Raw genomic sequence first — 19,991 nt, forward strand, 5'->3', positions numbered from 1 at the left:
TCGCCCCTTGCCCCGGCCACCACCGCCGCTCCCCCGTCCGGAGGCGTTTTGGGACCACAAGCCGATCTTTGCTACAGTTACATCTGTCAGCGCGGCCGACGAGGCCGAAGAGACAACACCCGGTCCGGGTGGCGGAATGGCAGACGCGCTAGCTTGAGGTGCTAGTGCCCTTTATCGGGCGTGGGGGTTCAAGTCCCCCCTCGGACACAGATGACATCCCCTCGGGGCTCGCGAGAGCACCGAGGGGATTCTTCGTTTTCGCGGCCTTGCCCGGTCCTTGGCGGCCTTGCCGGCTGCTCGGAGCCCTGCGGCGCGGGGCGGGTCCGCCGCCGCCGGCAGGCGGTGGGGCGTCAGCGGGCGGTCCAGACCGGGCAGGTCGGGCGGTGGCGGCGGGTGCGGATGACGGTGCCGCCGAAGGCGCGGTGCTCGGTGGTGGCGGCGTCGCAGCAGCGCGGCGGCGGGGCGGCCGGCTGCTGGGAGGGCAGGGGCGGCGCGGCGGCCGCGCGGGGGGCGGCGGCCTGGCCCGGGGTGGGCGGGCGGCGGCGCCGACGACGGCGCGGGGCGGAGGTGGTCACGGGGCGAGGTTGCCCCGGCCGCGGCGGGTGAATCCAGGTGTCACCCGGACGAGGGACACCCGCGGCGGCCGGGCTCCCCGGCCCGCGGGCCGGGGAGGGAGCCTCAGAAGGTGATCGTCCGCCCCTCGGCGGCGGCCTGGCGGGCGGTGTACGCGACACCGTGGACCTTGAGGCCGCTGGGGTCGAGCAGGGTGATCGCCCCGCCGTGGTTGCCGAGTTCGAAGCCGTTGCCGCCGTGCACGACGAGCGTGGCACCGGCCGCCAGCTGGCCGGCGGGCAGCGCGAGCCGGTGCTTGGCCCGGTCGGCGAGGTGCCAGCCGGTCAGGTCGACCGGGGCCGCCGAGGTGTTGAGCAGGGTGACGGTCTCGTCCTCGGGCGCCGGGCCGACCGGGTTGACCACGGCGGCGACGATGCGCAGCGCGGCGTCCTGGCCGGTCGGGTCGGTCGGGCGGGGCGGGGTGCCGGGCAGTGCGTGGCCGGTGACGTCGTCGGTGTGCCACGCCTGGGACTGGAAGGCGAGGAAGACCGCGACCCAGCGGTCGTCGGCGGGCAGGTGGATCAGCAGGCCGCCGTCCTGGAAGACCCCGTCGTCGGTGCGGAAGCGACCGCTGTTGCCCTGGTTCATGTGGATGTCGTGGACGCCGTTGCCGGGCAGGAAGCCGAAGACCTTGTCGCGGACGGTCGGCTCGGGGCCGAAGCGCTGGCCGATCAGGTAGACGGCGGCGGCCGGGTCGGCGATGGCGCGCTGCACGTAGTGGTCGAGCAGGTCGGCGAGGTCGTTGTCGGCGCCGGGCAGGTCGGGCGGCAGGGTGCGCAGGGCGGCCGGGTCGAAGAGGTTGCCGCGGATGAAGTCCAGGCTCGCCGTGCCCGGCTTCGAGGAGAGGTCGGTCCAGCCGCTGCCGGCGTCGGGGAGCTGTGCGGTGAGCGGGTGTCTGAAGTCGTCCACGACGACGTAGAGCAGGTCCGAGGGGGCCAGCTGCGACTGGACGTTGAGCGCCGCGCGGTACTCGGTGCCGTTCTCGTCGCGCAGGTGGATCTGGTAGTGCGGGGTGTCGGTGGCGCCTTCGCGGCGACGGTCGATCGCGGTGGCGGCGAGCACGCCGTAGTTGCTCAGGGGCATGGGTGAGTCCTTCGGCCGGTCCGGGGCCCCGGTGGACGGGAGCCCCTCCGTGGTGCGGGAGCCCCTCCGTTATGCCGTACCGGCGGGCCCGGCCACCCGCGAATCGACGGATGTTCACCGGGCGTCCGCCGAACGGGCCCACCGGGCCGCCGGCCCTGACGGCGGAGCGGCGGCGGCCGCGCCGGTGCTCCGGCGGCGGGCGAGGGTGGACGGGAGCCCGTCCGCCGCCCGCGGACGGGGCGTCAGCCCTGCGGTGCCTGCGGGGCGTCCCGGGCGTCCTCGGGCACCCGGCGGGTGTCGCCCAGGGCGCTCTCGATGCCCTGGACCATCCGCCAGAGCGGGGCCCGCCGGCTGGCGACCAGCACCACGACGTCGTCCGCCGCCCCGCCCTCCGGGTCGGCCTCGGCGGGCCGGTCACTCCAGGTGCCGGTGACGAAGGCCATCGCGCTGTCCACCTCGGCGACCCAGTCGCTCTCGCCGCCCGAGCGGAGCCAGGTGCGCAGCGCGTGGTTGTGCGCGGAGACCACCGCGGCCGCGATCACGTCGGCGCGCAGCGCGCCGTCCGGCCGGTCGGCGAACCGGCCGCGCAGGTAGTGCGCGAGCGTGTGCTCGTAGCGCCAGACCACCGACAGCTCGTACGCGCGCAGGCCGGGCACCTTGCGGGTGAGGCGGTAGCGCTGCACCGAGAAGGACGGCTGCTCGGCGTACATCCGCAGGACGAGCCGGGCGGCACCGCAGGCGTGCCGCACCGGGTCCTCCTCGCCGCTGCCGGACTCCAGGAACTCCGTCATCTCGGCCAGGCTGCGCTCGTGGTCGGGGAAGACCACGTCCTCCTTGGCCGGGAAGTACCGGAAGAAGGAGCGCCGGCCGACCCCGGCCAGGGAGACGATGTCGTCGATGGTGGTCTGTTCGAAGCCGCGTTCCAGGAAGAGCTCGAAGGCGGCGGCGACCAGCGCCTCACGCATCGCCGGCTTCGGCGGCCCGTCGTTCATGGGCTGGTCCTGCTCTTCCTTCTCGCTCATTCCCGGAACATAGCACCGGCCTCGAACAGCCGGACTGGCGTGCGGTGCCGCCTTACGGCAGGTTGCGGGCCATGACGATGCGCTGGATCTGGTTGGTGCCCTCGTAGATCTGCGTGATCTTCGCGTCCCGCATCATCCGCTCCAGCGGGTAGTCCCGGGTGTACCCGTACCCGCCCAGCAGCTGCACCGCGTCCGTCGTGATCTCCATCGCCGCGTCCGACGCGAAGCACTTCGCCGCCGCCCCGAAGAACGTCAGATCCCCGTCCCCGCGCTGCGACCTCGCCGCCGCCGCGTACGTCAGCTGCCGCGCCGCCTCCAGCTTCATCGCCATGTCCGCCAACATGAACTGCACCCCCTGGAAGTCCCCGATCGGCTTCCCGAACTGCTTGCGCTCCCGCACATAGCCCTTCGCGTAGTCCAACGCCCCCTGCGCGATCCCCAACGCCTGCGCCGCGATCGTCACCCGCGTGTGGTCCAGCGTCCGCATCGCCGTCGCGAACCCCGTCCCCTCCGCACCGATCATCCGGTCCGCCGGAATCCGCACATTGTCGAAGTACACCTCACGCGTCGGCGACCCCTTGATCCCCAGCTTCTTCTCCGGAGCCCCGAACGACACCCCCGCATCGCCCTTCTCCACCACGAACGCCGAGATCCCCTTCGACCGCGCCTCCGGATCCGTCACCGCCATCACCGTGTAGAACTCCGACACACCGGCGTTGGTGATCCAGCGCTTCACCCCGTTCAGCACCCAGAAGTCCCCGTCCCGCACCGCCCGGGTCTTCATCCCCGCCGCGTCCGAACCCGCCTCCGGCTCCGACAGGCAGTACGAGAACATCCCCTCACCCCGGGCCAGCGCCCCCAGGTACTTCGCCTTCAACTCCTCCGACCCCGACAACTGCACCGGCAGCGACCCCAGCTTGTTCACCGCCGGGATCAACGACGACGAGGCGCACACCCGCGCCACCTCCTCGATCACGATCACCGTCGCCAGCGCATCCGCCCCCGCACCACCGAACTCCTCCGGCACGTGCACCGCGTGCAGATCATTGCCCTGCAACGCGTCCAACGCCTCCTGCGGGAACCGGCCCTGCTCGTCCACCTCCGCCGCGAACGGAGCGATCTTCGCCTCGGCCAGCGAACGCACCGCCTCACGGAGCATCTCGTGCTCCTCGGAGATCCGGAAGAGATCGAAGTCCTGGCTCATGATCGGCACTCCTGTTTCACGACGGTACTCAGTACCCTTCATTATGCATGGGCGCAGCAAAAAGGGAACTCAGTGCCTTCACATGGCGGTACTGAGTTCCCTATCCTCTTTCTGCCGAAGCCGCTCCGAGCGCAGGGAGATGACACCGTGGTCCACTCAGCCATCGACGCCGCCACCGAGGGCACTCCGCTGTACTTCCAGCGCTGCGCCTGGTGCAGCAACCCGACCTTCCAGCGGCTGCTCTGCCCCACCTGCGGCTCCACCGACCTGCGGCTGGAGCGCAGCGAGGGCACCGGCGTGGTGCGCCGGTGCGCCGTGGAGCAGGCCCGTACGCCGCTGGCCCGGCAGAAGTCGCTGATCCGGATGGCCGAGGGGTTCGACGTCTGGTGCATCGTCAACGGGCTGCGCAGCACCGTCCCGGTGGGCACCAGGGTCCGGCTGACGCCCTCCGCCGACACCGACCAGCCCGAGCTGACGCTGCTGCCGCAGGACGAGCCGGAGCAGGTCCAGCCGGCCGAGCCGCGCCCGCTGCCGCCGAACCAGGGCGGCTTCACCCAGCACCTGGCGGCCTTCGCCGAGTAGGGCCGCAGGAACGCCGGAGGGCGTGGCACCGGGTACCCGGTGCCACGCCCTCCGGCGTTCGTCCCCGCCGGGACGGTCTGCGCGGGATCAGGCCTTGCGGGCCTTCACCTCGGTGGTGAGCTGCGGCAGCACGGCGAACAGGTCGCCGACCACGCCGTAGTCGGCCAGCTCGAAGATCGGGGCCTCGGGGTCCTTGTTGACGGCCACGATGGTCTTCGAGGTCTGCATGCCGGCCCGGTGCTGGATGGCGCCGGAGATGCCGTTGGCCACGTACAGCTGGGGCGAGACCTGCTTGCCGGTCTGGCCGACCTGGTTGGTGTGCGGGTACCAGCCGGCGTCGACGGCGGCACGGGAGGCACCGACGGCCGCGCCGAGCGCGTCCGCGAGCTCCTCGACCACGCCGAAGCCGGCCGCCTCGCCGACGCCGCGGCCGCCGGAGACCACGATGGCGGCCTCGGTCAGCTCGGGGCGGCCGGTGGAGACGCGCGGGGTGCGCGAGGTGACCTTGGCGGCGTTGCCGGTGAACGCGACGGTGACGTTCTCGACCGCGCCGGCCGCCGGGGCGGCCTCGGGGGCGACGGCGTTCGGCTTGACCGTGATGACGGGCACGCCGTTGCTGACGCGCGAGTCGACGGTGTACGAGGCGGCGAACACCGACTGGGTGGCGACGGGGCCCTGGTCGCCGGCGCGGACGTCGACGGCGTCGGTGATGATGCCGGAGCCGAGGCGCAGGGCGACGCGGGCGGCGACCTCCTTGCCCTCGCCGGAGGAGGTGACCAGCACCGCCGCGGCCTCGGCGGCCTTGGCGATCTGGGCCAGCGCGTCGACCTTGGGGACGACCAGCTGGTCGGCGAACTCGGCGCCGTCGGCGACGTACACCTTCGCCGCACCGAACTCGGCGGCCTTGGCGGCGATGTCGGCGGCGGCCGCACCAGCACCCAGGACGACGGCCGACGGCTCGCCGATCCGGCGGGCCAGGGTCAGCAGCTCCAGGGCCGGCTTGCGGACCGCGCCGTCGGCGTGGTCCACCAGGACGAGAATCTCAGCCATTGCTCAATGTCTCCGTACTTCGCTGTGGGCTGGGGGTGGGGGCTCGGGGCGAGCGGCTCAGATGAACTTCTGGTCGGCGAGGAACGCGGCGAGCTGCTTGCCGCCCTCGCCCTCGTCCTTGACGACCGTGCCCGCGGTGCGCGCCGGACGCGCCGCGACCGACTCCACCGCCGTCCACGCACCCGCCAGACCGACCTCGTCCGCCTCGATGCCCAGGTCGTCCAGGTCCAGGGACTGCACCGGCTTCTTCTTCGCCGCCATGATCCCCTTGAACGACGGGTAACGGGCCTCGCCCGACTGGTCCGTCACCGAGACCACCGCCGGCAGCGGAGCCTCCACCAGCTCCGTCGCCGCGTCACCGTCGCGACGGCCCTTGACCACACCGCCCTCGACCGACACCTCCGACAGCAGCGTCACCTGCGGCACGCCCAGCCGCTCCGCCAGCAGCGCCGGCAGCACACCCATCGACCCGTCCGTCGACGCCATACCGCCGACCACCAGGTCGAACCCGGTCTTCTCCAGCGCCTTCGCCACGATCGCCGACGTGCCGATCACGTCCGTGCCGTGGATGTCGTCGTCGTTCACGTGCACGGCCTTGTCCGCACCCATCGACAGCGCCTTGCGCAGCGCGTCCTTCGCGTCGTCCGGCCCGACCGTCAGCACCGTCACCTCGGCGTCGCCGTGCGCCTCCGCGATCCGCAGCGCCTGCTCCACGCCGTACTCGTCCAGCTCCGACAGGAGGCCGTCCACGCCCTCCCGGTCGGTGGTGTGGTCGTCCGCGAACCGACGGTCACCCGTCGCGTCCGGCACGTACTTCACGCAGACAACGATCCTCAAGCTCATGAGCGGTTCTCCTGATACGGGTGCGCTGGTCCATGGGCCTCGGGTCATGCCGAGGGTACTGAGTGCCAAACCCGGTCCGGCCGCTGCCCGCGCGCCCGGGGCGCCACCTGGACCGGCATGCCGTGTCGGCTCTCTTCGACTGGCGTCAGAGGCTTACCGAAGACAATACGGCACTCAGTACCCCGCGTAAAGGAACTCAGTACCCTTCGGCCGTTCGCTCACCGATCACCGAGCACGACGGCGGCCTCGGCGGTGTAGAGGCGGAAGGTGAGCGACTCCTGGAGGTAGAGCGAGACCGACTCGGCGTCGTGCGAGAGGTAGCCGACCGAGACGTCCTGGCCCAGGAAGAGCTCGAAGTCGCCGCCCCGGGCGGAGAGCAGGTAGGCGCCCTCGATCGCCGGCGCCCAGATGATCTCGCCGTCGAGGAGGCGGGCGATGTGGGCGGCGACGGGGTAGCCGTGGTCGCTGGTCTCGCTGACCGCGGTGAAGGTGTCGGCGCCGAGCAGCAGCGAGTACGGGCCGCCGACGCCGGCCAGGCGCAGCGCGGTGAGGGCCTGGCTGACCGTGGTCGGGTAGGCCCGGACGTCGTCGGGCAGCGGGATCGGCGGGTTGCTCGCGCCGGCCCGGATGCCCTCGATGGCGGCGGCCGGGTAGCCCTCGAAGATCGCGCGGTCCTCGGCGAGGGCGAGGGTGCGGGCGGCGTCCTTCACCGGCTGCCAGTCGGAGTCGCGGGAGCCCCGCTCCACGTCGTCGACGGCCGCGCGACCCACCGTGAACGGCACCCGCAGCTCGACCACCGGCCGGGCGTCGCGGGCGTGCGCGAGGACGCCCTCGGCGGGCGGATCGATCCGGGTCAGGTGGCCGGTGCCGACGGCGGCGAGGGTGGCGCCCTCGGGGCCGCCCAGGTCGACCACCCGGCGGCCCGCGACGTGCAGGGTGAACGTCTGCCGGGCCTCCTCCTCGATCTCCGCCCAGGCGGCGGCGGAGACGGGGGCCAGGTCGCGGTGGAGGTTGCTCATCGTGCGGGGGTCCTCTTCAGACTGCCGATGGCGAGCGAGCCATCGGAGGCGGTCGCGGTGGCGGGGCTCTCGGTGGGGGCGGGCGCGGCCTCGGCGACCTCGGCGGCCCCGGTCTCGGGCGGCACGGGCGGCGCGGGCGGGGGGTCGTCCAGGAAGTCGGCGGTCGGCACGTGGAACAGCGAGCCGGTGACGGCCGTGGAGAAGTCGAGCAGCCGGTCGTGTCGGCCCGGCCGGCGGCCGAGGAACATGTTGCGCAGCATCTCCTCGGTCACCGCGGGGGTGGCGGCGTAGCCGATGAAGTACGTCCCGAACTCGCCGCCCCCGGCGAAGGAGCCGAACGGCATGTTGAAGCGCATGATCTGCAGCTCCTCGCCGTCCGGGCCGGTCACGCCGGTGAGCGCGACGTGCGAGTCCGGCGGCTTCACCGCGTCGGGCAGCTCCACGTCGGTGAGCTTGGTGCGGCCGACGGCCAGCTCCTGCTGCTCCACCGTGAGGGCGTTCCAGGCGTCCAGGTCGTGCAGGTACTTCTGCACGATGACGTAGCTGCATCCGGCGAAGGCCGGATCCTCCGCGCCCACGGTCACGGCCGCCGCGGCCGCCCGGCCCTCGGGGTTCTCGGTGCCGTCGACGAAGCCGAGCAGGTCGCGGTTGTCGAAGTAGCGGAAGCCCTCCGCCGAGTCCACCACGGTGGCGGCGCCGGCCAGCCGCCCGGTGAGCAGGCCGGCCAGTTCGAAGCAGAGGTCCATCCGGGCGGCCCGGATGTGGAACAGCAGGTCGCCGGGGGTGGCGGGGGCCCGGTGGCGGGGGCCGACGAGCTCCCGGAAGGGGTGCAGCCCGGCGGGCCGGGGGCCGGCGAAGAGCCGGTCCCAGGCGTCCGAGCCGATCCCGGCGACGCAAGCCAGTCCGCCGTCCGGGGCCCGGAAGCCGACCGAGCGGCGCAGGCCGGCCAGGTCGGGGAGCAGGTCGCGGACGGTCCGTTCGCCGCCGGGGTCGATGGTCAGCACCAGGAAGACGGCGGCGCCGGTGAGCGGGGTGAGGACGTCCTGCGGCTGCGGGGGCGGCGCAGGGGCCGGCCCGCCGGTCGCGGCGGGCGGTGGGGCGGGCTCGGGCAGCAGGAGGGGCGCGGACGGCGGGACGGACTCGGACTCCACCTCAGGACTCCCGGGAGGGCAGGGCGCAGCGAAGCAGCAGAGAGCTGATCATCCGTACGATTACACCCCAGAGCGGACATTCGGGCGCGCCGAACGGCCGTCCGGATTCCCGTCGCGGGAGACCCCGGCGGCGGACGGCGCGCGGGGCCGCCGGGCGCGCAGACGGAAGAAGGGGCGGGCCCGCCCCGGGCCGCCCCTTCTTCCGTCGTTCCGCCGCCGTCGTTCCGCCGCCGCCGCGCCGTGGCCGGCCGCCAGGCCCTCAGACCCGCAGGGCCGCCAGCTGCTCGGCGAACGGCACCACGGTCTCCGGCTGCTCCGCGGCGGCCGGGCCGCGCCCGGCCAGCAGCGCCGCGAGCTCCTCCGCCGCCCGGTCGATCCGGCCCGCCAGACCGCCAGTGTGCCGGTCCCCCGTCGCACCGAAGTCGTCGGTGGCGGCGTAGACCGCCGTGGGGACGACGACCGACCGGAGGTAGGCGAAGAGCGGCCGGACGGCGTGCTCCAGGGCGAGCGAGTGGCGCGGGGTCCCGCCGGTGGCGGCGATCAGCACCGGCTTGCCCGCGAGCGCATCGTGGTCGATCACGTCGAAGAACGACTTGAACAGGCCGCTGTACGAGGCGGTGAAGATCGGCGTCACGGCGATCACGCCGTCCGCGTGCGTCACCGCCTCGACCGCCCCGCGCAGCGCCGCGCCCGGGAACCCGGTCACGAAGTTGTGCGCGATGTCGGTGGCGAGGTCGCGCAGCTCGATCACCGTCACCTCGGCCGCGCCGCCGAGCCGGCGCACCGTCGCGTCGGCGAGCCGGTCCGCCAGCAGGCGGGTCGACGACGGCTTGCTCAGCCCGGCACTGACCACGACCAGCTTGAACGTGCTCATTCGGACACCTCCACGAGCTCCTGCGCCTCGGCCGCGGCCACCCGGGCCGCGTGCGTCGGCCCGTCCGGGACGTCGGCCGGCCGCCCCTTGGCGAACTCCTCGCGCAGCACCGGCACGACCTCCTCGCCGAGCAGGTCCAGCTGCTCCAGCACGGTCTTCAGCGGCAGGCCGGCGTGGTCCATCAGGAACAGCTGGCGCTGGTAGTCGCCGAAGGTCTCGCGGAAGGTCAGCGTCTTCTCGATGACCTCCTGCGGGCTGCCGACGGTGAGCGGCGTCTGCTCGGTGAACTCCTCCAGCGACGGGCCGTGCCCGTAGACCGGCGCGTTGTCGAAGTACGGCCGGAACTCGCGCACCGCGTCCTGCGAGTTCTTCCGCATGAACACCTGGCCGCCGAGGCCGACGTACGCCTGCTCGGGCGTGCCGTGGCCGTAGTGGGCGTAGCGCGCGCGGTAGAGCTCGATCAGCTTCTGGAAGTGCTCCTTGGGCCAGAAGATGTTGTTCGCGAAGAAGCCGTCACCGTAGTAGGCGGCCTGCTCGGCGATCTCCGGGCTGCGGATCGAGCCGTGCCAGACGAACGGCGGGACGCCGTCCAGCGGACGCGGGGTGGAGGTGAAGGACTGCAGCGGCGTGCGGAAGCGGCCCGACCAGTCGACGACCTCCTCGCGCCACAGCTGGTGCAGCAGCGCGTAGTTCTCGACGGCGAGCGGGATGCCCTGGCGGATGTCCTTGCCGAACCACGGGTAGACCGGGCCGGTGTTGCCGCGGCCCATCATGACGTCCACCCGGCCCTCGGCGAGGTGCTGGAGCATCGCGAAGTCCTCGGCGATCTTCACCGGGTCGTTGGTGGTGATCAGCGTGGTCGAGGTGGAGAGGATGATGCGCTCGGTCTGCGCGGCGATGTAGCCGAGCATGGTGGTCGGCGAGGACGGCACGAACGGCGGGTTGTGGTGCTCGCCGGTCGCGAAGACGTCCAGGCCGACCTCCTCGGCCTTGCGGGCGATGGCCACCATCGCCTTGATCCGCTCGTGCTCGGTCGGGGTGCGGCCGGTGGTGGGGTCGGGGGTCACGTCGCCGACGGTGAAGATTCCGAACTGCATGCTGCTCACCACACTCCTGGTGAATCCCGGCTTCAGGATCCGATCGTCAAAGTTTCAACCACATTAGCACCGGGTGGCGCGGGGTTATTCCGGGAGCGTGCACGGCGGCTGTTCCGTGGGTGCACGGCCCGGCGCGGGCCGCCGGTGCGCGGGCGGAAGGGTGCGCGTACGGGGGCGACAATGGGAGGACAGGGACGGCCGGACCGGACCTCCGGAAGGGCGGCGAGCGGATGGCGGCCTACATCGCGGTGAGCGCGCTGAGCCACGAGGGCCTGGTGCGGGAGCGGAACGAGGACAGCCTCACGATCGGCCCGTGGACGCTCTGTGCGACCGTGACCACCAATCCGCAGACCCTGCTCTTCCCGCTCGGCCCGCCGTGCGTGGTCGCGGTGGCGGACGGCCTCGGCGGGCACCCCGGCGGCGAGGTGGCGAGCGCGCTGGTGGCACGGGAGCTGGCCGCGGCCGGGCCGGCCCTGGACGGCGAGGAGACCGTCCGGGAGACCCTGCAGTCCTGCAACCGGGCCGTGTACGCCGCGGCGGCCGGCGATCCGGGACTGGCCGCGATGGGGACGACGGTGGCCGGCCTGGTGCTGCTCGCCGAGCAGGCGGTGGTCTTCAACGTCGGCGACAGCCGCGTCTACCGGGTCGCCGACGAGGGGCTGCGCCGGGTCAGCGTGGACGACAGCCCGCCCCCGCCGCCCGGTCGCCGCACCACCGCGATGGTCACCCAGACCCTGGGCGGGTCGTTCGGCCTGACCTTCGTCGAACCGCACGTGCGCAGCGCCCCACTGGCGGCCGGCGACCGCTACCTGGTCTGCAGCGACGGCCTCACCGACCCGGTGCCGGAGGACGAGCTGGCCGAACTGCTGGCCCGCCACCGCGCGGACGTCGAACGGGGTGACGGGCGGGCCGCGTTCGAGCTCTGGAAGGCGGCGATCGAGGCGGGCGGACCGGACAACATCACGCTGGCGCTGGTGCGGGTCGGCGCCTGACGGCCCACCGCCGGGCCCACGGGAGCTCGCCCGTCGCGCCGGGGCCCCGGCGGGCGCGGGTGCGCTCCGCCGGGGCCCGCGGGTGTGCGCGGACGGTCGCGGGATCAGTACTCGGCCGTGATGTTCACCCCGCTGAAGCCCTGCTGGGCGTAGAGGCTGAAGTACACGTAGCCGGTGGGCGGGTCGGTGACGGTGAGGGTCTCGGTGTTGTTGGCCAGGTTGGTGGACTTGGCGGTGTAGGCGTTGGTGTACGCCCAGCCGCCGGAGTTGTAGTAGAGGTCGGCGTTGCCGGTGCCGCCGGTGCTGCTGACCTTGAGCTGCTTCGTCCCGGCCGGGACGTACAGGTAGAAGTGGGCGTAGTTGCCGGTGGCCGCCGCCGCGTTGCTGCGCCGGCAGTTGCGGTCCAGCTGCCGGGTGTCGGCACCGGAGCACTCGGGCAGGCGGGCGACCGTGACCGACTTGCTGGTGCGGGCGGTGGCGCCCTTGTCGTCGGTCACCGTGAGCGTGACGGTGTAGGTGCCGGCCGCGGAGTACCACTTGGTCGGGTTGGCGGCGGTGGAGGTGGTGCCGTCACCGAAGTCCCAGGCGCGGGAGGCGATCTTGCCGTCCGGGTCGGTGGACCGGTCGACGAAGGTGACGGCCAGCTCGCCGACCGCGGTGGTGAAGGCCGCCGTGGGCGCCTGGTTGGCGGGCGGGTTGGTGCCGGAGCAGGTGCCGGTGGCGCACGTGGTCAGCCAGGCGTCGAACTCGGCGTCGTACCGGGTGCCGACGGTCTGGGTGAGGTAGCTGCGGGCGCCGTTCCAGTCGCCGGCGCGGTACTTGGCGAGCACCGCGTCCATGTCCGCGCGGTGCTTCTCCAGCATGAAGCGCACGGCGAGGTAGCCCCAGCGGTAGATCCGCTCGGAGTCGGCGTTGTCGTAGGTGGTGTCGAACAGGGTCCGGAGGGTGTAGGTGTGGCGGCCGGCCGCGGTCATCGCGGCGTCGTACGGCACCTTGCGGTACGAGTAGGAGACGTACTCGGCGAAGCCCTCGACCCACCAGACGGTCGGCGTCGCCGTGCCGGCGTTGAAGTCGCCGTACATGTCGAAGCGGCCGTCGAGGTAGTGGGTGTACTCGTGGTTGAGGTTCCAGACCTGGAAGTCCGGGCGCACCCACTCGGCCTCGTAGGCGAGGAAGCGCGGCTGGTTGCCGGCCGCGGCCGGGTTGCCCTCCAGGTACATGCCGCCGTTGTTGGTGTCGATGCCGTAGATCATCGCGGCGAACACGCCGTAGTCGAAGCGGCCGTGGAAGACCACCACCTCGATGGTGGTGTTGCGGTCGTCGGCGACCGGGCCGTTGTCCCGGGCCACCGTGTGGAAGTACGCGTCCTGGCCGTTCAGGCTGGTGCAGGCGGAGTTCAGCTGGGTGGCGTCCAGGGCCTGGGCGATGATCCGGATACTCGGGCTGCAGGTGTGACTGACGGTCAGGTTGGCCGCCTTGAGCCGGTTGGCGGCGTCACAGGTGCCGTAGTAGGAGCAGTTGCCGCCGTCGTACTCGGTCACCATCTCCGCGGCGGCAGCCCACTGGTAGGCGGTGCGGCCGGCCACCGAGGACTGGTCGGCCAGGCCCTTGACCAGCGGGCGGGCCTTGGCCTGCAGCGGGGCGTGCTGCAGGAAGCGGCCCAGCTCACGGGTGGCGTTGTAGACCAGGAAGGTGTAGTCGCCGCCGAGTTGGGCGTTGTTGGCGGTCGCGAAGCCGTACAGCGAGTCGAGCACGCTCGGGTCGGCCTGCACGGCGCTGACGAACGCGGGCAGCTGGTGCCCGCGCCACAGCACGGTGAAGACGCCGTTGAGCGCGTTGCCCATGCCGGCCGGGTTGTGGGTGGCGGCGTTGTAGTCGGCCAGCATCCGCTTCACGACGTAGAGGTAGCGGGCGTTCTCCTGGGCGCTGTCGATCAGGGTGACGGCCTCGCCCAGCGTGCCGGCGTTCTCCGAACTGACGTCACGGGAGTGCGAGTTGGCGAAGAATGCGTCCAGCGCTGCGCGGATCGAGGTCTGCAGCACGGTGCCGTACTGGCCCACGTCGGCCGAGTGGTACCACTGCACGAAGTAGCCGGCGCGCAGGTAGAGCACCAACTGCTCGGTGGAGGTGGTGTTGTTGCCCGGGTAACTCGCGGCCGTGTCGCGCAGGGCGTCTGCCACGGTGACCATCTGGGCCTCGCGGAAGGCCTTGTTCGCGTCGGTGCCGGTGAGCGGGAAGAGCTCGTTCACGCAGCCCACGTCGGCGGACTTGATCTGCTGGACCAGGGCGGCGCCGGTGCGGCTGGTGAAGTCACCGACGTTGCAGGTCGCGGCGGCCGCCCCGGCCGCCGGTGCGGCGCTGCTGCCCGGGGACTTGACGGCGGTGCGGCCGTCGGCCTCGGTCGGCGCGTCGGCCGAGAGCGGTGCGCGGTCGTTGGCCGGCACCGGCCGGTTCTTGCGGCCGTCCTCGGGCGCGGCCCCGATGGCGGGCTGCGGCGCGGGGCCGGCGGGGGTGGCGGACGCCGCGCCACCCGGCTGCGGCAAGGCCGGGGCGGGGGCGGCCTGACTGCGGGGCGCGAACAGGCCGACCGCCAGCAGCATCGCCATGGCGATCGTCAGCAACCTGGCTATTCCTGCCAGTTGCGGAAAGGGACGTGCGGTTCTCACGTGGGGGGCCTCCGAACCTTGGCGGCCGCGTTGGGGGCGCGACCGTACGGGGAGTGAGGACCGTTGCACCGAGGCCGTGGGGCGGCCCCGTCGAGCACACGGTGGGGAGTGTGACATGTACCATTACACACATCACACGACGCCGGGAAGCCCTCGGACGTGAGTTGTCTTCAGAAGGCCTGGGGTCTCTTCAGGCGTGCGGTGAAAGGGCGTTGCACTCGGGGCGACAGCCGTGCGCCGGCCGCGACAGGGGGGAACTCCCCCGCCACAGCCGGCGCACGGCGCACGGCGCACTCCGACAGGCGGCCTGTTCCCAACTTCCGCAACGGGAAGAGTGGTTGACCCGGACGGCCGCCCGCTACCTGCGCAGCAGCAGGACGACGCCCGCGGTCACCAGGCCGACCGCGACGGCGGCCGCGCCGTACGCGAGCCGGTGCGCGCGCAGCACGGGCAGGTAGCGGTCCACCGCGTAGCGGCCGGGCCCGGTCAGCGCGAGCGCGGCGGCGCCGGCGGTCAGCAGCCACTCGTACTCACTGCCCTTGGGCGCGAAGAACCCGCCGCCCCAGGTGACGGCGAGGGCGTTGACCATGGTGCCGAGGATGGCCGCGGCGGCCAGCGGGGTCAGCAGGCCGACGGCGAGGGCGAGCCCGCCGAACGTCTCGGTGAGGCCGGCCACCACGGCCATCGCGTCCCCGGCCGGGTAACCGCTCATGGTGAAGAACTGACCGGTGCCGTCGATACCTCCGCCACCGAACCAGCCGAACAGCTTCTGACTGCCGTGCGCGGCCATGGTGAGGCCGAGGGCGAGGCGCAGCAGGAGGAGGCCGGCGTCGTAGGCGTGCGGCGAGGTCGCGGCGGGCTCGGGGGCCGCCCGGCCCGGGAGGGCGGCGGCGGTGGGGGCGGTCGTGCTCGGGCTGGTGCTCGGCATGCGCGTCTCCATCGGTCGAGGTCGGTCGAGGTCGGTCGAGGGGATGAGGGTGGCGCGGCGGGCCACCCGGGGCGGGTTGTTCAAATGCGAACGGCCGCAGCTCGACCGTACCTGGAGGTTCGAATTTGAACAACTTGCCTCCGGGTGCGTGCCGGGGTGGGTGCGGGGGCACCGGCCGGGGCCGCGGTCGCGGCGGGCGGGGAGTCGGGGGCAGGGTGGAGGTATGGCTCACCGCAGGGAAAACCGACCGTCCGCACAGCCCGGGACGCCGTACGCCGAGGCGCTGCACGAGTTCGGCGAACGCGTCCGGCTGATCGCCCCCGACCAGTGGGACGCGCCGACACCGTGCGTCGACTGGTCGGTCCGCGACCTGGTCAACCACCTCACGTCCGAGCAGCTCTGGGTGCCCGAACTGCTCATGGGCTCGACGATCTCCGAGGTCGGCAGCCGCTTCGACGGCGACGTGCTCGGCTCCGATCCGGTCGGCGCCTGGACCGCCGCCGCCGAGGCCGCACGCACGGCGTTCGAGGTCCCCGGCGCGTCCGAGCTGACCGTCCACCTCTCGTTCGCCGACGTCTCCGGCCAGTACTACCTGGACCAGCTCACCGCCGACGCCGTCGTGCACACCTGGGACCTCGCCGAGGGCATCGGCAACCGCACGCGGCTCCCGGCCGGCCTGGTGGAGTACGCGCTCGGCGAGTACGCCGGCTACGGGGACCTCTCCGGCAGCGGCCTGTTCGACCCGCCCGTCCCGGTTCCGGAGGACGCGGGCCCGCAGACCCGGCTGCTCGCCCTCACCGGGCGCCGCGACCGGCCCTGAGCAGGCACGGAGCAGCTGGGCCTGAGCAGGCACGGAGCGGGCGGGCGCGGGCCGGCGCGGAGCGGGCACGCGGGTGGCTCGGAGCGGGCCCGGGCCCGGGCGCGGTGCCGGCCGGGCCCGGGGGCGGTTGCGCTGCGCCACGGAATGGCGTCTGACCAGGGGTGACACCCCGCGGCCGGACGGTTCGGAGCAGCGACGCCGGATACTGGAGGTGTCGGGGGGCCACCGGACGAGAGGCGGGCGTGCCATGAGCCGCAGGCCGGACATCCTCGGCGAGTTCACCGCCGACCACCGGGCGGTGACGGAGCTGCTCGCCCGGATCGAGGCCGCGCCCCCGGACGGCCAGGAGCGCAAGGAGCTGGTCGATCGGCTGACCGACCTGCTGTTCAGCCACTGCGCCGCCGAGGAGGAGCACCTCTTCCCGGTGGTCCAGCACGACGTGCCGGACGGCGGGGCCCTGGTGTTCGCGTGCATCCACGACCACCTCACGATCGGCCAGTACCTCTCCGACCTGCAGAGTCTCGGCGCCGACGAACCCGCGTCCGGCACCCTGCTGCAGGGCCTGGCCGACACCGTCCGCCGGCACCTGACGGCGGAGGAGAAGGGGCTGTTCCCCGCTGCGCGCAAGGCGCTGCCGGCCGGCTCCCGGGCGGCGCTCGGCGAGCGGCTGCGGAGCGAGCGGGAGGCCGTCGCGGAAGCCGGTCCGCCGGCGGGAGCGGAAGCCGGGACGGAGGCCGGAGCGGAAGCCGGAGCGGAAGCCGGGACGGAGGCCGCCGGCTGAGTCGGGGCGGGCTCGGGACCGGGCCGCGCCGCGCCGCGCCGCGCCGCGGGGACGCTCCCTGGTGGGCCCGGCCGCTCAGCCCTTGGGGCTGATCACCGCGAAGCGCCCGCCCTCCGGGTCCTGGAGGCGCGCCACCCGGCCGTACGGGGAGTCGAAGGCCGGTCCCAGCGCCGATCCGCCGAGCGCCTCCGCCCGGGCCAGGGCCGCATCGGTGTCCGACACCGCGAACGACACCTCCCAGTGCGGCGGCATGCCGGCCGGGCCGGCCGACTGCTCCCGGGCGAGGGCCGCCACGCTGTGGCCCTCGGTGCGCAGTACCACCCGGTCGTGCTCCCAGCGCACCTCGAACCGCTCCGGATCCCGGCCGTCCCAGCGGAACACCTCGCCGTAGAAGAGCGCCGCCGCGAACGGGTCCGGCGTGCGCAGCTCGATCCAGACCGGTGCGCCGGGCAGGTCGAGGCGCCGGGCCCGGCCCAGCGGGCCCTCCCAGATGCCGAAGACCGCCCCCGCCGGGTCCGCGGCGAACGCCACCCGGCCGGCGTCGAAGGCGAGCGGGCCCACCGCGAGGGTCGCCCCGCGCTCGCGGACGGCGTCGGCGGCCGCGTCGGCGCTCTCGGTGCCGAAGTAGCTGGTCCACGCGACCGGCATGGCCCAGCCGCTGCCGGCCACGCCCAGGCCGGCCACGGCCTCGCCGCCGGTCACCGCGTGCACGTAGGGGCCGAACCGGTCCGGCCCGGGCTCGAACTCCCAGCCCAGCAGCGGGCCGTAGAACGCCTTCGCGGCGTCGAGATCGTGCGCCATCAGGCTCACCCAGCACGGAACGGCCGCCACACAGCGCACCGTGGCACCCTCGCCGCTGCCCATCGCGCACCTCCTCGAACCCGGCCGCCGGGCCCCTCCCGACTCCCGCGGCCGACCGGCCGCCCGGGCGAGTTCAGCGTAGGCCCTGTCCCGGGGAACGGCCCGGGGCCGCGCCGCCGGGGCCCGCACTCCCCCGCCGCCGCGTCGTCCTTCGCCGCCGGCCGCGGGCCTCGGGACGCGGGCCTCCCGTGGGACGTCCGGGTGTCGGCGCCCGTGCGAAGCGCCGTGGCCGGCACCGGGGGCTTCCGGTGGCGGCCGGCCGTGGCCGAGGACCGGCGTGTCGCCTCCGGAGTACACGTCTCGTCGGACGGCCGGGAGGGGGGACGCCGCGGACGGTGGCGGGTGTCCGACCGGACAGGCCCCAGGGTCTGCCGCACGGTGACGCGGGCCGGGGGCCGGCCGGTGCGGGTGCTCAGCGCACGGCGGCGGTGCCGAGCCGGGCGACCAGGTGGAGGCGGTCGTCCTCGGCGGTGTCGGCGGGCGCGGCGCCGTCGGTCCACGGCGGCTCGGTCCGCGGGCCGGGCCGGTCGTAGAGGGCGAGGACGGTGAAGCCGTTGGCGGCGAGCAGGTGGCGCAGCTCCTGCGGGAAGAGCAGCCGCCAGGCGGAGTGCTGCTCGACCGGCGGGGCGCCGTCGTCGGTGCTCCAGATCCGGATGCGGCGCAGGAGTTGGGCGGCGTGGTCGATCCGGAGGGTGGTGTGCGAGGTGAAGGTGGTGCCGCCGCGGGTCACGGTGTCGGTGCGCGGGGCGTCGAGGAGTTCGGTGCGGCCCAGGAAGAAGGCGCCGTTGCGCATCTCGGCGACCAGCAGACCGCCGGGGCGCAGGTGGTGGCGGAGCCGGCCGAGCACGGCGTCCAGGTCGTCGTTGGTGTGGCAGTGGAGCAGCGCGCTGTCCAGGCAGAGGGCCGCGTCGAAGCGGCCGGGGAGGCGGAAGTCCCGCATGTCGCCGACGTGGTAGTCCGGCCCGGGGTGGTGGGCGCGGGCGTACGCGATCATCGCCGGGGAGCTGTCCAGACCGGTGACGGTCCGGCCGGCGGCGCGGTGCAGCCAGCCGGCGTCCCGGCCGGTGCCGCAGCCGAGGTCGAGCACGGCGGGCCCGGCGCGGTGGTCGCGGAGCACGGACTCGGCCCACCGCGCGGCGGTGAACCCGGGGTCGGGGAAGCGCAGTTCGTACAGCTCGGGGGTGTCGGTGAGCAGGTTGCGGCCGTTCATCGGGCCTCGCTGGGGAGTGGGCCGGCAGGGGCGGGGAGCCGCCCGGTGCGGTGCAGCCGGGCGACGGCGGTGGCGGAGCCGAGTCCGAGGGCCGCGCAGAGCAGCCAGGGCGCGGCGGCGGTGCTGTCCATGGCGCGGCCGACCGCCGTGTTGCCGAGGGCGGCGGCGACACCGGAGACCACGTAGTACAGGCCGTAGTAGGTGCCGGTGAGGCTGCCGCGGCCGAAGGCGGGGATCAGCGCCAGGACGAAGGGCTGGGCGGTCATCAGGCCGAGTTGGAGCAGCAGCACGCCGCCGAGGACGCCCGGCAGGCCGGGGGCGGCGAGCGGCAGCAGGAAGCCGGTCCCGGCCACGGCGAGGCCGGGCGCGATCCACCGGGCGGGTGGGCCCTCCCGCTGGAGCCTGGTGGTGATGCGCAGTTGGAGCGCGAGGTTGGCCAGGGTGCTGGTGAGGAAGACCAGGCCGACCGCGCCGGTCCAGCCGGTGGCGCGCCGGGCCGCGTCGGGCAGCAGCAGGTAGAGCTGGCTCTCCATGCCGAACTGGCCCACCATGGCGAGCGCGAAGGCCAGGAACCGGCGGTCGGCGGCCGCCTCGCGCCAGTCGGCCAGCACACCGCGCGGAGGCGGCGGGACGGCCCGCTCGGGCAGGGCCAGCGCCTGGGCCGCGGTCAGCACGGCGAAGACGCCGGCGGCGGTGAGCGCGGCGGCGCGGAAGTCGACCAGCAGCAGGAGGGCGCCGAGCAGCGGGCCGGCCAGCGCCCCGGTGGTGGCGAACACCGCGAACAGCGCGAAGGCGTCCGCCTTGCGGTCGGCGGCCTCGTGCGCGACGTAGGTGCGGACTGCCGGGTTGAACAGGGCGCCGGCCAGCCCGCTGAGCGCCGAGGCGGCGAGCAGCACGGTGAGCGAGTCGCCGAGCGCGAACAGCCCGAAGCCGACGGTCCGCAGCGCGCAGCCGGCGATGATGACCCGGCGGGCGCCGAGCCGGTCGGCGGCCGAGCCGCCGAGGATGAACAGGCCCTGCTGGCTGAGGTTGCGCAGACCGAGCACGGCGCCGACGGCGAGGGCGGAGAGTCCGAGGTCGTGGGTGAGGTGGCCGGCCAGGTACGGGACGAGCAGGTAGAAGCCGGTGCTGACGCCGAGCTGGTTGACCAGCAGCAGCCGCACGGACAGCGGGAAGCTCCGTACGGCGGGCAGCAT

At 73.7% G+C, this 19,991-nt stretch carries 19 protein-coding genes and 1 tRNA gene; 5 read left to right on the plus strand and 15 right to left on the minus strand.

Annotated features, from left to right (window positions below):
* Positions 1 to 122 precede the first annotated feature (122 nt).
* Positions 123 to 207: transfer RNA gene (locus RMN57_RS10160), tRNA-Leu, on the plus strand.
* 143 nt (positions 208 to 350) lie between these two features.
* Here the strand turns inward: RMN57_RS10160 and RMN57_RS10165 are convergent.
* From RMN57_RS10165 to RMN57_RS10180, 4 genes are all read right to left on the minus strand, one after another.
* Positions 351 to 575: a hypothetical protein gene (locus RMN57_RS10165; RefSeq protein WP_313763065.1), complete on the minus strand. Its 225-nt coding sequence runs from the start codon at positions 573 to 575 to the stop codon at positions 351 to 353.
* Between the two features lie 103 nt (positions 576 to 678).
* A complete protein-coding gene (locus RMN57_RS10170) occupies positions 679 to 1,695 on the minus strand; it encodes a DUF2278 family protein (RefSeq protein ID WP_313763066.1) in 1,017 nt (338 codons plus the stop codon).
* A gap of 242 nt (positions 1,696 to 1,937) precedes the next feature.
* Entirely contained in the window at positions 1,938 to 2,660 is a 723-nt protein-coding gene (locus RMN57_RS10175; RefSeq protein ID WP_313767764.1) for a TetR family transcriptional regulator, read from the minus strand.
* Between the two features lie 109 nt (positions 2,661 to 2,769).
* Positions 2,770 to 3,921 carry an acyl-CoA dehydrogenase family protein gene (locus tag RMN57_RS10180; protein WP_313763067.1) on the minus strand — a complete coding sequence of 384 codons (1,152 nt, stop codon included), beginning with the start codon at positions 3,919 to 3,921 and terminating at the stop codon, positions 2,770 to 2,772.
* 147 nt (positions 3,922 to 4,068) lie between these two features.
* On the opposite strand from RMN57_RS10180, the gene RMN57_RS10185 reads away from it, so the two are divergent.
* Positions 4,069 to 4,503 (plus strand): hypothetical protein, encoded by a 435-nt coding sequence (locus tag RMN57_RS10185; protein WP_238739947.1) that lies wholly within the window; start codon positions 4,069 to 4,071, stop codon positions 4,501 to 4,503.
* Between the two features lie 87 nt (positions 4,504 to 4,590).
* Here the strand turns inward: RMN57_RS10185 and RMN57_RS10190 are convergent, their stop codons facing one another.
* From RMN57_RS10190 to RMN57_RS10215, 6 genes are all read right to left on the minus strand, one after another.
* Positions 4,591 to 5,553, minus strand: a complete 963-nt coding sequence (locus RMN57_RS10190) for an electron transfer flavoprotein subunit alpha/FixB family protein (RefSeq protein ID WP_313763068.1) — start codon at positions 5,551 to 5,553, stop codon at positions 4,591 to 4,593.
* A gap of 57 nt (positions 5,554 to 5,610) precedes the next feature.
* Positions 5,611 to 6,396, minus strand: coding sequence for an electron transfer flavoprotein subunit beta/FixA family protein (locus tag RMN57_RS10195; RefSeq protein WP_238739949.1), 786 nt, complete (start codon positions 6,394 to 6,396; stop codon positions 5,611 to 5,613).
* Positions 6,397 to 6,614: 218 nt separating this feature from the next.
* Positions 6,615 to 7,415 (minus strand): family 1 encapsulin nanocompartment shell protein, encoded by an 801-nt coding sequence (locus RMN57_RS10200; RefSeq protein WP_313763069.1) that lies wholly within the window; start codon positions 7,413 to 7,415, stop codon positions 6,615 to 6,617.
* A complete protein-coding gene (locus RMN57_RS10205; RefSeq protein ID WP_313767765.1) occupies positions 7,412 to 8,527 on the minus strand; it encodes a Dyp-type peroxidase in 1,116 nt (371 codons plus the stop codon). Before RMN57_RS10205 ends, RMN57_RS10200 begins: the two co-directional genes overlap by 4 nt.
* 298 nt (positions 8,528 to 8,825) lie before the next feature.
* A complete protein-coding gene (locus RMN57_RS10210) occupies positions 8,826 to 9,440 on the minus strand; it encodes an FMN reductase (RefSeq protein WP_313763070.1) in 615 nt (204 codons plus the stop codon).
* On the minus strand, positions 9,437 to 10,537 hold the full coding sequence (locus tag RMN57_RS10215) for an LLM class flavin-dependent oxidoreductase (protein ID WP_313767766.1): 1,101 nt from the start codon (positions 10,535 to 10,537) through the stop codon (positions 9,437 to 9,439). The genes RMN57_RS10210 and RMN57_RS10215 overlap by 4 nt, the downstream gene beginning before the upstream one ends.
* Positions 10,538 to 10,767: 230 nt before the next feature.
* On the opposite strand from RMN57_RS10215, the gene RMN57_RS10220 reads away from it, so the two are divergent.
* Entirely contained in the window at positions 10,768 to 11,529 is a 762-nt protein-coding gene (locus tag RMN57_RS10220; protein ID WP_313763071.1) for a serine/threonine-protein phosphatase, read from the plus strand.
* A gap of 104 nt (positions 11,530 to 11,633) precedes the next feature.
* Here RMN57_RS10220 and RMN57_RS10225 read toward each other — a convergent pair whose 3' ends face one another.
* Together RMN57_RS10225 and RMN57_RS10230 are read right to left on the minus strand one after the other, a co-directional pair.
* A complete protein-coding gene (locus RMN57_RS10225; RefSeq protein ID WP_313767767.1) occupies positions 11,634 to 14,135 on the minus strand; it encodes a collagenase in 2,502 nt (833 codons plus the stop codon).
* A 418-nt stretch (positions 14,136 to 14,553) separates the two neighbouring features.
* The gene (locus tag RMN57_RS10230; protein WP_313763072.1) at positions 14,554 to 15,123 is read right to left on the minus strand and encodes a DoxX family protein; all 570 of its coding nucleotides are present in this window, start codon (positions 15,121 to 15,123) and stop codon (positions 14,554 to 14,556) included.
* A gap of 223 nt (positions 15,124 to 15,346) precedes the next feature.
* Here RMN57_RS10230 and RMN57_RS10235 point away from each other — a divergent pair, with 223 nt between their 5' ends.
* Both RMN57_RS10235 and RMN57_RS10240 read left to right on the plus strand, forming a co-directional pair.
* On the plus strand, positions 15,347 to 15,943 hold the full coding sequence (locus RMN57_RS10235; protein WP_313763073.1) for a TIGR03086 family metal-binding protein: 597 nt from the start codon (positions 15,347 to 15,349) through the stop codon (positions 15,941 to 15,943).
* A gap of 247 nt (positions 15,944 to 16,190) precedes the next feature.
* Entirely contained in the window at positions 16,191 to 16,724 is a 534-nt protein-coding gene (locus tag RMN57_RS10240; protein ID WP_313763074.1) for a hemerythrin domain-containing protein, read from the plus strand.
* Between the two features lie 75 nt (positions 16,725 to 16,799).
* Here the strand turns inward: RMN57_RS10240 and RMN57_RS10245 are convergent, their stop codons facing one another.
* From RMN57_RS10245 to RMN57_RS10255, 3 genes are all read right to left on the minus strand, one after another.
* Complete coding sequence (locus RMN57_RS10245; protein WP_313763075.1) at positions 16,800 to 17,588, minus strand: VOC family protein; 789 nt, start codon at positions 17,586 to 17,588, stop codon at positions 16,800 to 16,802.
* Between the two features lie 409 nt (positions 17,589 to 17,997).
* Complete coding sequence (locus RMN57_RS10250) at positions 17,998 to 18,795, minus strand: class I SAM-dependent methyltransferase (RefSeq protein ID WP_313763076.1); 798 nt, start codon at positions 18,793 to 18,795, stop codon at positions 17,998 to 18,000.
* On the minus strand, positions 18,792 to 19,991 hold the full coding sequence (locus RMN57_RS10255) for an MFS transporter (protein WP_313767768.1): 1,200 nt from the start codon (positions 19,989 to 19,991) through the stop codon (positions 18,792 to 18,794). The genes RMN57_RS10250 and RMN57_RS10255 overlap by 4 nt, the downstream gene beginning before the upstream one ends.

The organism is Kitasatospora sp. CM 4170, assembly GCF_032110285.1.
Classification (GTDB): domain Bacteria; phylum Actinomycetota; class Actinomycetes; order Streptomycetales; family Streptomycetaceae; genus Kitasatospora; species Kitasatospora aburaviensis.

Coding starts and splice junctions, on each gene's coding strand:
- RMN57_RS10200 (WP_313763069.1), bottom strand. CDS start 7,415: ATGAGCAACCTCCACCGCGACCTGGCCCCCGTCTCCGCCGCCGCCTGG.
- RMN57_RS10235 (WP_313763073.1), top strand. CDS start 15,347: ATGGCTCACCGCAGGGAAAACCGACCGTCCGCACAGCCCGGGACGCCG.
- RMN57_RS10180 (WP_313763067.1), bottom strand. CDS start 3,921: ATGAGCCAGGACTTCGATCTCTTCCGGATCTCCGAGGAGCACGAGATG.
- RMN57_RS10245 (WP_313763075.1), bottom strand. CDS start 17,588: ATGGGCAGCGGCGAGGGTGCCACGGTGCGCTGTGTGGCGGCCGTTCCG.
- RMN57_RS10250 (WP_313763076.1), bottom strand. CDS start 18,795: ATGAACGGCCGCAACCTGCTCACCGACACCCCCGAGCTGTACGAACTG.
- RMN57_RS10190 (WP_313763068.1), bottom strand. CDS start 5,553: ATGGCTGAGATTCTCGTCCTGGTGGACCACGCCGACGGCGCGGTCCGC.
- RMN57_RS10210 (WP_313763070.1), bottom strand. CDS start 9,440: ATGAGCACGTTCAAGCTGGTCGTGGTCAGTGCCGGGCTGAGCAAGCCG.
- RMN57_RS10225 (WP_313767767.1), bottom strand. CDS start 14,135: ATGGCGATGCTGCTGGCGGTCGGCCTGTTCGCGCCCCGCAGTCAGGCC.
- RMN57_RS10175 (WP_313767764.1), bottom strand. CDS start 2,660: ATGCGTGAGGCGCTGGTCGCCGCCGCCTTCGAGCTCTTCCTGGAACGC.
- RMN57_RS10215 (WP_313767766.1), bottom strand. CDS start 10,537: ATGCAGTTCGGAATCTTCACCGTCGGCGACGTGACCCCCGACCCCACC.
- RMN57_RS10255 (WP_313767768.1), bottom strand. CDS start 19,991: ATGCTGCCCGCCGTACGGAGCTTCCCGCTGTCCGTGCGGCTGCTGCTG.
- RMN57_RS10230 (WP_313763072.1), bottom strand. CDS start 15,123: ATGCCGAGCACCAGCCCGAGCACGACCGCCCCCACCGCCGCCGCCCTC.
- RMN57_RS10170 (WP_313763066.1), bottom strand. CDS start 1,695: ATGCCCCTGAGCAACTACGGCGTGCTCGCCGCCACCGCGATCGACCGT.
- RMN57_RS10240 (WP_313763074.1), top strand. CDS start 16,191: ATGAGCCGCAGGCCGGACATCCTCGGCGAGTTCACCGCCGACCACCGG.
- RMN57_RS10220 (WP_313763071.1), top strand. CDS start 10,768: ATGGCGGCCTACATCGCGGTGAGCGCGCTGAGCCACGAGGGCCTGGTG.
- RMN57_RS10195 (WP_238739949.1), bottom strand. CDS start 6,396: ATGAGCTTGAGGATCGTTGTCTGCGTGAAGTACGTGCCGGACGCGACG.